The following is an 11805-nucleotide window of genomic DNA, read 5'->3' as shown; positions in this document are numbered from 1 at the left end:
TTTTTCACCATGACAAGGTCACGGTGAGCTGATCTGAATACGAACCTGCCGGGCTAAACCCCGTCAGTAGCGCCACGCCAAAAAGCGGCAGCGCAATATTGTTGCTGTTGGTATAGGTCACCGGTATAGCCTGGTTAACCCCAATCTCGCTGTTCGCCGCCAGCGAACTGCTGCTGTAGAGCCGATACCCCACAACGTCGGCGCCCCCTGCGCGCGTCATTCGTCTGACAGACGCATAATTCTGTCCGCCGTTGATGCTCATGCTCAGCGCCACGCCCGGCGTACAGGCGATGGACAATGCCCCGTTGGGTACAAAACTGGTGCTAACGGGCGCGCTTTCAACGCCGGTATGGGTACCGAAATCCAGCGTGCCAAAAAGCCCACCGGTTCCGGTCGTCACCGCACAGCCCGGCACAATCGTCGCGCTGACCTTAAAAGACTGTGACGTTACCGCCCCTGCCAGCGGGGCCATCAGCAGCCCCATAGCCAGCACGAAAAAAGGCTGCACGACTCCCTCTGCGCTTAGGCGCAGACGTAAAAATGCCTTCATGGCTGGCGCTAGTAGGTAACGCTGACGTTAATAGTGTCGGTGTAGGTTCCCGGTACAACCGTGACGCTGTTACCGCCCCCGGTAATGCGCCCGTAGAGGGTATAGCTGTTCACGCCCCCCGCCGTCGAGGCTATCGGTAACGCCGCGTTATTGGCGATGATGTTGTTAAACCCGCTGTCGCTGTACAAGCTGTACGCCACGCCCTGCGCCGCATTGGCGGTATTGATCAGATAACGCGCAGGGGTTCCGGGCGTTCCGACAACCGTGCCCGGGGCGGTGGCGTTAGTATTACCGGTAATCGCTACCGTATAGCTGGCGGTCGTACATTGAATGGTAAAACTGTTCCCGCCGCTGGCACCGGTGAGCTGGGTTGTGAGCGTGGAAAAGGTCGCTGGATGAGTACCAAAATCCAATGACCCGAAGTTTATGCCGTTTTGAGTGGGCGATCCGTTGATAAGACAGCCATTTGTCAGGGTCAATGTTGCACCTATGGTGCCGCTGCTGGTGACGGCCAGCGCCTGTTGCGCTGTCGCAGCTGATAACAGGGTGCCTACACATATCAAAAGGAGTTTTCTTTTCATTTACCGCCCTCCAGAGATGTTTCCGTTCGCTTATCACATTTTATTTATACTGCTCAACATGTTAGCCCCGCTTAACACTCCTCAGAGGGGGTTACTGAGAATTTAGTTTATGGTTACCGCTTCAACCACTCTTGCTTGATTCAGCACAACTTTTGACGTATTGACACATTTTCTCATTAAAAAACATACTCTTAATGAATTCGAAACAGGGCTTTTTCATTTGGCCTTGAGGATATATCCACTAAAACGTGATCATAATCACAATATATCGTCGCAGCACGTACAACAAAATTAATAAAAATTAAAAACCAGTTGTAACTCATCTCGCTTTACTTCAATTTATGTGCCGAATAATTCCCGCAATGAAATAAAAAATTTATATATATCGGCGCGGGTTAAACCTTAGGCGTATAGAGGGTCTTTTTTCGTGGCAAGTGCAAACAAACTCACACTCTTCATCGTGATATTCATGCTGGCGGGTATTCTTTCAGGGGCGGCCATTCATGAATATGCTTCAGCGGATGCAATAAAATCCTGGTCGGAAAACATTACCCTTCTCACCGATATTTTCCTTCGGCTGATCAAAATGGTGATTGCGCCATTGGTCTTCAGCACGCTAACGGTGGGAATTATGAAAATGGGCGAAACCTCCACGATTGGTCGCGTAGGCGGCAAAGCGATGGTCTGGTTCATTAGCTCATCCGTACTGTCAATTCTGGTGGGGCTGTTTATTGTCACCCTCGAACAGCCCGGAAGCGGTCTTAACCTGACGGTTCCTACGCAGGCGGTCGATACCGGCCTGGCCGTCGGCGGTATGACGCTGAAAGCGTTCCTGTCCCATACTATTCCTACCAGCATCGCCGAGGCGATGTCGAACAATGAAATCCTCCAGATTGTCGTGTTTTCTATGTTCTTCGGCATTGGCGGCGCGTCGCTGGGGCAAAAATTCAACGCCCCTCTGGTTGCCGCACTGGACGTGGTTTCTCATATCATGCTGAAGGTAACGGGTTACGTAATGTACGTCGCCCCGCTGGCAATTTTCGCGGCCATTTCATCGGTCATCGCCACACAGGGTCTTGGCATTCTGCTGAACTATGCCTCCTTTATTGGCGGCTATTACGTGGCGATTTTCCTGACCTGCCTGGTACTGTTGGCAGTGGGTTACATGGTGCTGAAAAAAGAGGTATTTCGTCTGGTCGGCATGCTGAAAGATCCCGTTCTGGTTGCGTTTACCACCAGCAGTTCTGAGGCCGCCTACCCGAAAACGCTGGAGCAGCTGGAGCGCTTTGGCTGCTCGCGCAATATCGCCTCTTTCGTCCTGCCGATCGGTTATTCGTTTAATCTGGTCGGCTCGATGGTGTATTGCTCGTTTGCCTCGATGTTTATCGCCCAGGCATACAATATTCACCTGAGTTTTACCGAAGTGACGGTTCTGATGCTGACGCTGATGCTGGCATCGAAAGGGATTGCGGGCGTACCGCGCTCGTCTCTGGTGGTGCTGGCGGCAACGATCCCGAGCTTTAATATCCCGGTGGCGGGCATTCTGCTGCTGATGGGAATTGACCATTTCCTGGATATGGGGCGGTCTGCCATTAACGTGCTGGGGAACGGCATTGCGACGGCGATGCTGTCGCAGAATGAGGGCGCGCGGGAAGCGGAAGCTGAGCTGGTGGAGCAGGAAGCGTAAGGACGTAAAAAAGGTGAGGTCTGATGCCCTCACCCCATTCCTCAGCCCACAGGGAGAGGGAGCAAACACTAAAAACGGCAACCTCGGTTGCCGTTTTGCATTTAGCTATGCCACGTGATTCGCCGCGATATCCAGCAACGCCATCTCATCGCTGTTCAGCAGCTTCTCAATGTTCACCAGTATTAACATACGATCGCCGAGCGCACCCAGCCCCGTCAGATATTCAGTGGACAGTGTAACCGCAAACTCTGGCGCAGGGCGGATTTGATCAGAGGTCAGGGACAGCACGTCCGACACGCCATCCACCACGATACCCACTACGCGCTGGCCCAGATTCAGGACGATCACCACGGTGTTGTCATTGTACTCCACGTCGCCCTGGCTAAACTTCACGCGCAGGTCAACGATAGGGACAATCACGCCACGCAGGTTGGTGACGCCTTTAATAAAAGCAGGCGTGTTTGCGATGCGGGTAACCTGATCGTAACCACGAATTTCCTGCACTTTCAGGATATCGATGCCGTACTCCTCATCGCCCAAAGTGAATACCAGGAATTCCTGTCCTGATGGCTCGCCCGCCAGTTTCGTTACATTACTCATACCGGTCATGTTTTTACCTTCTACTTAATCAGGCGGCTGTGTACGCCACACGTTGTTCACGATTTAATCCCTGAAGCGCTGACACATCGACGATCAGCGCAACGCTACCGTCACCCAGAATGGTGGCAGCAGAAATACCGGGCACTTTGCGGTAGTTGCTTTCGAGGTTCTTCACCACGACCTGGTGTTGACCGATCAGTTGGTCAACCATCAGCGCATAGCGACGCCCCGCGCTTTGCAGGATAACAACAATGCCCTGTGTGGCTTCGGTTTTCGCACCGTCCACTTCGAAGACTTTCCACAGTTCGACCAGCGGCAGATACTCGCCACGGACTTCGAGGACGCGTTCCCCACCCGCCAGCGGATGCAAATCTTCTTCGCGCGGCTGCAGCGATTCCATCACCGCGTTCAGCGGCAGAATGAAGACTTCGTCAGCCACCTTCACGGACATGCCGTCAAGGATCGCCAACGTCAGCGGCAGCAGAATTCGAATGGTGGTCCCCGATCCTTGCTTAGACTTGATCTCAACGTGGCCGCCCATCTCCTGGATGTTACGCTTCACCACGTCCATCCCCACACCGCGTCCGGAAACGTCGGTCACCTGCTCGGCCGTCGAGAAGCCCGGCGCAAAGATCAGCATGCCCACTTCTTCGTCGGTCATGTTTTCGTGGACCGCCATGCCCTGCGACATCGCCTTCGCCAGGATACGTTCGCGATTCAGGCCCGCACCGTCATCCGTTACTTCGATGCAGATGTTGCCGCCCTGGTGTTCCGCAGACAGAATCAGGTTGCCCACGGGAGATTTGCCCGCCGCGACGCGGTTTTCAGGCAGTTCGATTCCGTGGTCCAGGCTGTTACGCACCAGGTGCGTTAACGGATCGATAATGCGCTCGATCAGGCTCTTGTCCAGCTCGGTGGAGCTGCCCATCAGGGTCAACTCAATCTGCTTGTTCAGCTTACCGGCGAGATCTCGCACCAGACGCGGGAAGCGGCTGAAGACGTATTCCATCGGCATCATACGGATAGACATCACGGATTCTTGCAGATCGCGGGCGTTACGCTGGAGCTGACCCATGCTGGTGATCAGATCGCCGTGTGTTACCGGGTCCAGTTCGTTAGAACGCTGTGCCAGCATAGACTGGGTGATCACCAGTTCGCCGACCAGGTTGATCAGCTGGTCCACCTTCTCAACCGCAACGCGGATGCTGGTTGATTCACTGGAGCGGGCCGCCGGTTTTTCGCCTCGGGCTGGAGCTGACGCGTCTTTTGGCACTGCTTTCAGCGCAGGCGCCGCCGCAACAGCGGCAGGGGTTGCGGCCTCAGCGACAGCGGCAACCTCTTCCACCTCAGCAAGGGCATCAGCGGCTGCCGCTTCGGTTTCAAAGGCAATCTGATCGGCTTCGATAACAAAGCACAGCACCGCCACAATGTCGTCCTGACCGATACCGTCATCCAGCGTCGCGGCAAGGCTGTCTTTACCTTTGACCACGTTGCGTAATGTCGCCAGGTTACCCAACTCTTCTTCAAGCAGGTTAACTTCGCTCTCTTTCAGGCGTGACAGTACCACGCGCAACTTGCCCGGTTGTTCCGGTGCTGGCGCGGCATCGTCTGCGGCCACCGTATCGACAACGCTCAGTTTCGCCGCCGGCACAACGGCTGCGGCGACGTCACCTTTTGCTTCCAGCGCAAGCTGGCGCAGTGCATTGCAGATATATTCAAAGCTGGCGGCATCAGGCTCTGCCGAGCTTTTATAGGCATCGAGCTGTTCCTGCATAATATCTTTGGTTTCCAAAAACAGGTTAATAATGTCGGTATTGAGCTGCATCTCACCGCGTCGTGCTTCATCAAGCAGGTTTTCCATTAAATGGGTCGTTTCCTGCAAAATGGTAAATCCAAAAGTTCCTGCACCGCCTTTAATCGAATGCGCCGCACGGAAAATCGCATTGAGCTGCTCTGAGTCGGGTGCTTCAGGCACCAAATCCAGCAAGTGCTGCTCCATATCGGCCAACAATTCGTCGGCTTCATCAAAAAATGTCTGGTAAAAATCGGTAATATCCATGCTCACGCTATCACCTCGGATTGGCTGGTGGCGATGTTGGAACGGCAGCCGAAGGTACGGCCCCAGGCTGTTTTAAATCGTCCAGTGACTCATTCTGACTTTCGGCGTTTTCGTGCAGGATGGCCTGCTCCGCCTGCTGGTTCAGCACTAAAAGACTGATACGACGGTTGATGGCGTCATCCGGCCCGCGGTCGGTAACGCGCATGGTTGCTGCCATGCCGACCACGCGCAGTACCTTGCCATCATCAAGCCCACCTGCCACCAGCTCGCGACGCGAGGAGTTGGCACGATCGGCAGAAAGCTCCCAGTTACTGTATCCCTTCTCACCCGAGGCATACGGGAAGTCGTCCGTGTGTCCTGAGAGGCTTACGCGGTTAGGGATCCCGTTCAGTACTGGCGCGATAGCGCGCAAAATATCGCGCATGTAGGGTTCAACCTCGGCGCTACCGGTTTTGAACATCGGGCGGTTCTGGCTATCAATAATCTGGATACGCAACCCTTCCTGGACCAGGTCGATCTTCAGGTGCGGACGCAGCGCGCGCAGTTTCGGATCGGCTTCAATTAACTGGTCCAGATCGCCACGCAGTTTCTTCAGGCGCGCCTGCTCCATTCGTCTTTTCAGTTCGTCGATGTTAGGCTCTTTTTTCACCTCACCCTTCTGCTGGGTGTAATCATCCCCGCCGCCGGGGATCGGGCTGTCGCTGTTAGAGATGCGCTGCCCACCGGTTACCGCAGTGGCCAACGGCGTTCTAAAATATTCGGCAATCTGAATCAGTTCTTTCGGGCTGGAGATAGAGATCAGCCACATCACCAGAAAGAAGGCCATCATAGCGGTCATAAAATCGGCGTAAGCAATTTTCCACGAGCCATGCGAGCCGTGCCCATGCCCCTTGTGCTTGCGTTTTTTTACGATGACGATCGGATGGGACTGGTTTTTCATGCGTCCTCAGTTGTCGTCTGTTGGTTTGGATTTTTCACCGCACGCACGTGTTCTTCCAGCTCGATAAACGATGGACGCTCGCTGGAGTAAAGCGTTTTACGGCCGAACTCCACGGCGATAGGCGGTGCATAACCGTTGAGATTTGAGAGCAGCGTGATCTTCACGCACTGCATCATTTTGGTGGTTTCCGCGCTCTTCTGACGCAGCACGCTGGCCAACGGAGAGATAAAACCGTATGCCAGCAAAATACCGAGGAAGGTACCCACCATCGCATGCGCAATCAGCGCGCCCAACTCCGCCGCCGGACGATCCGCCGAGGCCAGGGCGTGCACGACACCCATCACCGCCGCAACGATACCGAAGGCCGGAAGAGAGTCCCCCACCAGCGCGAGGCTGTTTGCCGGCACTTCGGATTCGCTTTCGTGAGTTTCGATCTCTTCGTCCATCAGCGCTTCGATTTCGAAGGTGTTCATGTTGCCGCTGATGATGAGGCGCAGGTAATCGACGATGAAATCCAGCATCATGGCGTCGGCAAGAATGCGCGGATAACTGGCAAAGATTTCGCTTTCTTTCGGGTTTTCAATGTCCCGCTCCAGCGAAAACATGCCCTGCTGACGAGACTTCGCCATCAGACGGTAGAGCAGCGCCAGCAGATCCATGTACATGCTTTTGGTGTATTTCGAACGACGAAACAGCAGTGGAATTGCTTTCAGCGTGCCCTTGATCGATTTACCGTTGTTGCCAACGATAAAAGCCCCTACCCCTGCGCCGCCGATGATAATAAGTTCAGCCGGTTGATAGAGTGCTCCAAGGTGCCCGCCGGTCATCATGTAACCGCCGAAAACTGTACCGAGAACTACCAGGTAACCTAATAAGATAAGCACGACATCATCCTTCCGCTAGTGACTATGGCAGGACGTTCATTTCGACAGCATTTCCGAAACTGAGGGTAAAAAAAAAGCAGCAGTAATTGCTTACCGCTGCTGGAATCTAGCCCACAGGTTCGGGTTAAACAGCTTGTTCGATCTGTTCATCCAGCAGTTGTGGAATAATATCGGCAGCATCCCGGGAAAGTTTACGTCTTTTTACTGCACGGGATGGAGGCTGGCATAAACTGCAGGCGAAGCTGCCAGCGGGCTGATGAGCATGGGTAATAAAATTGCCGTCGCAGCAGTTGCAGCGAGACAATTCAAGCATTCCACTCTCGACAAACCGCACCAGCGTCCAGGCACGAGTCAACGCCAGCAGAGGTCCATTTTCCTGCTGGGGGCATTGTTCGAGGTAAAGTTTATAGGCTTTGATCACGGCATCAACGCCGCTGCATAAACCGGTTTTCAGAAGGTACTTCCACGCATTACAGAACATCGAGGCATGGATGTTCTGTTCCCACGTCATAAACCAGTCTGTTGAAAACGGCAGCATCCCTTTTGGTGGGGGGCTACCGCGTAACTCTTTGTACAATTTAATGAGACGACCACGGCTCAGTTGAGTCTCGCTTTCCAGCATTTGTAAACGAGCACCCAGGGTGATCAGTTCCATTGCCAGTTGTATGTCACGGGCTTCCTGAACAATGCTTTTTTCGCTCATTATTATGCCCTTTTCTTACGGGCAGCGTCATCAGGCTGGCTGATGTCGTTGAGCAAGCGGGTTGAAAGAAGGATTCCGGTATGGATCTGTTGAAGATCGTCAACGCGAGATTCCTGGGTCAGACGCGTGATCGTCTGTGAATCATCAAAACGGAACTGGCAAACCAGTTGATTCGTTTCAGCGAGTTTAACCATCTGTGGGAGAGTTAAGCCGCCAAGCATGTTTGCCATTTCTTCGTTCACACCAAGACGAAACATCGCGGTCGCCTTGTCCTGACTAATCAAACGCTGCGCGAGCAGTAAATACGACAAGTTGATGTCATAGATATGTTTTAGCAACTCGGATGTATGCATTTTTCCCATCCCGAATAACCAACTATTATTTTTATGCGGAAAGACCGCACCCCGTGATGTCGCCGGGAAATCACCCGGTATAAAAAATAAGGCCAAATGCATAGTTGAATTTAGGTTTGTATTCAGCAAAACGCGCAACGACCGAAACGCGGCTGCGTTTCTTACACGATTTATCATTTCTTACAAATAACTAAGATTTTTCCTAATTCGACGCAAACTCTACTCGTCAGTTTTGACACATACAATGCAGCCTACCCCAAATTTAAAAAAAATGTGATCCACGTCACATAATTTGAGTGAATATTCCCCATAAACCCATCAGCATGACTTGTAATTTGTGTAATTTTTAACCAAATCGAACTATTTTATATTCTTAATGGACGAATACTCATGCAGAAGTATGAACTGTCGGGCTGAATCAAACGTTTTTTAGCCCGAAACGGGCGACACCTGTCGCTTACACCAAATGAGTCTTTTGGTCACAATTTCATTACTCATTAAAAACATATAGTTAGAACCAAGGGGAATAAAAATTGTTTCGGGGCGTGATCATTTGAAATGTGTTTATCCCTGGGCTAAATGATTTAGCACCAGACGCAGGAAAATGTGTGATTTACGTTAAGTTGTTAATTTTTTTCATTTAGGCGTACTTTTCAGTTATTCTTCTTATAAGAATAATTAATGAATAATTATGATAAGCTTCACACTAATGTCGTATTCCCCTCTTGCAGAAGCAGTGATTTCGCGGTAAAGCTGGCATAGACACCGTGTTCAGACATTGAAGGAGTGCGTGATGAGTTACTCCCATCTTCTTGTTTCTGTTGCTGTTTCACCGGAAAGCCATCAGCTCGTCGCCCGTGCGGTTTCCATCGCCAGGCCGAACAATGCCCGCATTAGCCTCATTACCCTTGCAGCCGAACCAGAGATGTACAATCAGCTGGCAGCCCCTATGCTGGAAGATATTCGTGAGGTATTGCAGGAAGAAACGCAGCAATTTCTGCGGGAATTGGTTGATAAAGCCCACTATCCTGTTTATGACACCGTCATTGCGACAGGTGAATTAAATGAACATATTCTCAGTATGTGTCGTAAGCAGAATATTGATTTAGTGATTTGCGGAAATCATAACAAAAGCTTTTTTTCGCGCGCGGCCTGCTCGGCAAAATCGATTGTCGCGTCAAGCCAGGTTGATGTGCTGTTAGTCCCTCTTGGGGGCAATTAAGCCCCCAGAGGAATATCACGCTAATTTAGGAAAGGTCGCGATCTTTTTTTGCAGATCCCCTTCATGACTTTGTGGGCTTATCTTGCGCAGATCGCGAATAAAACGCGCCTGCCAGCTGTCGATATCATTCTTCAAAATCGTCTCCATCATCTCCGCATGTCGAGAAATGCGCTCCGTTAGCGGCATCGTCAATGCGCGATTTAGCGCGTTAGCCACATCATCACGGTCATAAGGGTTGACGATAAGCGCGGAGGTTAACTCGTTCGCGGCTCCGGCAAATTGTGATAACACCAGCACGCCAGGGTCTGCAGGGTCTTGTGCTGCCACATACTCCTTCGCCACCAGATTCATCCCGTCGCGCAGCGGCGTCACCAGGCCCACATCGGCATAGCGAAATACCTTCATCAGGATCTTACGATCGAAATGCTGATTCAGATAAAACAGCGGCGTCCAGCCTAGCTGACCATATCGCCCGTTAATCCGCCCTGCCTCTGTCTCCAGCTGATGGCGGATGTCCTGATACGCCTGCACTTCACCGCGCGATGTGGGCGCAATCTGCGTGTAGCGAATTTTACCGTGATGCTGAGGGTATTTATCCAGCAGAGTTTCGTACGCCAGAAAACGCTCTGGCAGCCCTTTAGAATAATCCAGGCGTTCAACAGAAAAGATATTCTTAACGTTTTTCAGCTCGTTCTTAAGCTGAGCCAGCTTGGGTGGCAGCGGCCCGGACGCCTGCTCGGCAATCTCCGCCGGTTCTATACCAATAGGGTACACCTCGGTATGAAAGACTTTGCCCCATGCCGTATGGGCCTTTCCGCCTTTCGTCACCAGCCGCGTTTTGCCTGATATGGAATCGAGGAATGCTAGCCTGTCGTTATCCGTCTGGAACCCCAGCAGGTCATAATCACACAGCGCTTCCAGCAGCTCTTCGTGCGGCGGCAGCGCGGTAAAAATCTCCGGCGTCGGGAAGGGAATATGCAGGAAGAAACCGATGCGGTTGTTCACCCCACGCTTTCTCAGCTCTCTGGCGAAGGGCAAGAGGTGGTAATCGTGGATCCATAAAATATCGTCTTCTTCGATTAACGGCAGAAGTTTATCCGCCAGCAGGGCATTGACGCGGGAGTAGCCTTCAAACGATTCACGCTGGAATTTTACGAGATCCAGACGATAGTGAAACGCGGGCCACAGTACGGCGTTTGAGAACTCAGAGTAATACTCATCATAATCTTTCTCCTTGAGAGCAAAAGAGGCCCACGTGATGTTGCCGTGCGTGACGGTATCGAGCGGTTTATCTTCTTCACTGATATCACCACCCCAGCCAAACCACAGCCCGCCCGCGGCTTTCAAGGCACCTAAAATCCCTACCGCTAATCCCCCTGCGCTGGTTTTTTTATCATCAGGCGGTGCAATTCGGTTAGAGACGACGACTAAGCGACCCATAATGGTTTCCCCCGTTGTTTTGCGCTATTTGTTGTTGTTGCTGGTTAGCGACGTCAGTTATCCACTGCCAGACGCTGGCGACGCTTTCCAGCCGCCATCCGGCACAGGTATCACCAGGCCCGACTTTGACAGACATGCCGCCGGCCTTGTTTACCACCGTAAACCCGGCCTCATCGGTCAGGTCATCCCCAAAAAATACCGGCGTGCGCCCCTTAAAAGGCGCTTCAGCCATAAACGCTGCAATGGCAGCGCCTTTGTTAATTCCTTCCGGTTTTATCTCAATCACACACTTCCCCGGCTGTAGCGCGAGCTGCGGGTGCGCATCGGCCACGCTTCGGGCAATGGCAAATACGGCAGCTTCATGGTGCGGAGCCTGACGGTAATGCAAGGCAAACGCCATGCCCTTGGCTTCCAGTTCCGTACCCGGCAGCGCGTCCAGAGCAGAAGAGAGGTGAGTGTGCAACGTCTGAATCAGTGCATCGGGAAGTGAGACAATGTGCTGTTGATCATGGATATCGCGGCGCTCCGCTCCGTGTACACCGGCCAGCGGAAAGTGGTATGGACTGGCGAGCATATCCAGCTCGGCCATTGAGCGCCCTGAAATCAATGCCAGTGCTCCCTCGTTCATCCGCGAGAGCTGCTGCAAATTCTCTAACACCACATCCGGTACGACGACCTCATCGGGATGCGGCTTTATCCCGGCGAGCGTTCCGTCGAGGTCAAAAAAGAAAGCATATTCTCCGGGCAGTACAGGCGGTGCGGTTAACAAGTCAGCCACCCTAATCC

The 11805-nt window shown here is 52.6% G+C and carries 12 protein-coding genes; 2 read left to right on the top strand and 10 right to left on the bottom strand.

All coding sequences use genetic code 11. The features are described 5' to 3' along the window. Nucleotides 1–4: 4 nt before the first annotated feature. Nucleotides 5–550, bottom strand: coding sequence for a spore coat U domain-containing protein (locus V5P19_RS03280; RefSeq protein WP_334400082.1), 546 nt, complete (start codon nucleotides 548–550; stop codon nucleotides 5–7). 8 nt (nucleotides 551–558) lie between these two features. Then, a complete protein-coding gene (locus V5P19_RS03275; protein WP_334400080.1) occupies nucleotides 559–1131 on the bottom strand; it encodes a spore coat protein U domain-containing protein in 573 nt (190 codons plus the stop codon). Between the two features lie 427 nt (nucleotides 1132–1558). Here V5P19_RS03275 and V5P19_RS03270 point away from each other — a divergent pair, with 427 nt between their 5' ends. Then, the gene (locus V5P19_RS03270) at nucleotides 1559–2818 is read left to right on the top strand and encodes a dicarboxylate/amino acid:cation symporter (protein ID WP_334400078.1); all 1260 of its coding nucleotides are present in this window, start codon (nucleotides 1559–1561) and stop codon (nucleotides 2816–2818) included. A gap of 105 nt (nucleotides 2819–2923) precedes the next feature. Here V5P19_RS03270 and cheW read toward each other — a convergent pair whose 3' ends face one another. From cheW to flhD, 6 genes are all read right to left on the bottom strand, one after another. Beyond that, a complete protein-coding gene (gene cheW, locus V5P19_RS03265; RefSeq protein WP_334400076.1) occupies nucleotides 2924–3427 on the bottom strand; it encodes a chemotaxis protein CheW in 504 nt (167 codons plus the stop codon). 19 nt (nucleotides 3428–3446) lie between these two features. Then, nucleotides 3447–5483, bottom strand: a complete 2037-nt coding sequence (gene cheA / locus V5P19_RS03260) for a chemotaxis protein CheA (protein WP_334400075.1) — start codon at nucleotides 5481–5483, stop codon at nucleotides 3447–3449. Between the two features lie 4 nt (nucleotides 5484–5487). Then, nucleotides 5488–6417 (bottom strand): flagellar motor protein MotB, encoded by a 930-nt coding sequence (gene motB, locus V5P19_RS03255; protein WP_334400073.1) that lies wholly within the window; start codon nucleotides 6415–6417, stop codon nucleotides 5488–5490. After that, complete coding sequence (gene motA / locus V5P19_RS03250; protein ID WP_008500417.1) at nucleotides 6414–7301, bottom strand: flagellar motor stator protein MotA; 888 nt, start codon at nucleotides 7299–7301, stop codon at nucleotides 6414–6416. Before motA ends, motB begins: the two co-directional genes overlap by 4 nt. 124 nt (nucleotides 7302–7425) lie before the next feature. After that, nucleotides 7426–8010 carry a flagellar transcriptional regulator FlhC gene (gene flhC / locus V5P19_RS03245; protein WP_334401131.1) on the bottom strand — a complete coding sequence of 195 codons (585 nt, stop codon included), beginning with the start codon at nucleotides 8008–8010 and terminating at the stop codon, nucleotides 7426–7428. Next, nucleotides 8007–8357, bottom strand: coding sequence for a flagellar transcriptional regulator FlhD (gene flhD, locus V5P19_RS03240; RefSeq protein ID WP_334400071.1), 351 nt, complete (start codon nucleotides 8355–8357; stop codon nucleotides 8007–8009). The genes flhC and flhD overlap by 4 nt, the downstream gene beginning before the upstream one ends. Before the next feature lie 793 nt (nucleotides 8358–9150). Between flhD and uspC the strand changes: the two genes are divergently transcribed. Beyond that, nucleotides 9151–9579 (top strand): universal stress protein UspC, encoded by a 429-nt coding sequence (gene uspC / locus V5P19_RS03235; RefSeq protein WP_334400069.1) that lies wholly within the window; start codon nucleotides 9151–9153, stop codon nucleotides 9577–9579. A 15-nt stretch (nucleotides 9580–9594) separates the two neighbouring features. Here the strand turns inward: uspC and otsA are convergent, their stop codons facing one another. Together otsA and otsB are read right to left on the bottom strand one after the other, a co-directional pair. Continuing rightward, a complete protein-coding gene (otsA, locus tag V5P19_RS03230) occupies nucleotides 9595–11019 on the bottom strand; it encodes an alpha,alpha-trehalose-phosphate synthase (protein ID WP_334400067.1) in 1425 nt (474 codons plus the stop codon). Beyond that, nucleotides 10994–11797, bottom strand: a complete 804-nt coding sequence (gene otsB, locus V5P19_RS03225; protein ID WP_334400065.1) for a trehalose-phosphatase — start codon at nucleotides 11795–11797, stop codon at nucleotides 10994–10996. Before otsB ends, otsA begins: the two co-directional genes overlap by 26 nt. Between the last annotated feature and the right edge of the window lie 8 nt (nucleotides 11798–11805).

It is taken from the genome of Enterobacter sp. UNJFSC 003, from assembly GCF_036903355.1.
Lineage (GTDB): Bacteria > Pseudomonadota > Gammaproteobacteria > Enterobacterales > Enterobacteriaceae > Enterobacter.
Note: the sequence above shows the minus strand (reverse complement) of the source record. Positions and strands in the feature narration are given on the sequence as shown.

Bases quoted from the DNA above. Each gene is read 5' to 3' on its own strand.
- V5P19_RS03280 (WP_334400082.1), bottom strand. From the start codon at position 550: ATGAAGGCATTTTTACGTCTGCGCCTAAGCGCAGAGGGAGTCGTGCAG.
- V5P19_RS03275 (WP_334400080.1), bottom strand. From the start codon at position 1,131: ATGAAAAGAAAACTCCTTTTGATATGTGTAGGCACCCTGTTATCAGCT.
- cheW (WP_334400076.1), bottom strand. From the start codon at position 3,427: ATGACCGGTATGAGTAATGTAACGAAACTGGCGGGCGAGCCATCAGGA.
- motB (WP_334400073.1), bottom strand. From the start codon at position 6,417: ATGAAAAACCAGTCCCATCCGATCGTCATCGTAAAAAAACGCAAGCAC.
- flhD (WP_334400071.1), bottom strand. From the start codon at position 8,357: ATGCATACATCCGAGTTGCTAAAACATATCTATGACATCAACTTGTCG.
- uspC (WP_334400069.1), top strand. From the start codon at position 9,151: ATGAGTTACTCCCATCTTCTTGTTTCTGTTGCTGTTTCACCGGAAAGC.
- otsA (WP_334400067.1), bottom strand. From the start codon at position 11,019: ATGGGTCGCTTAGTCGTCGTCTCTAACCGAATTGCACCGCCTGATGAT.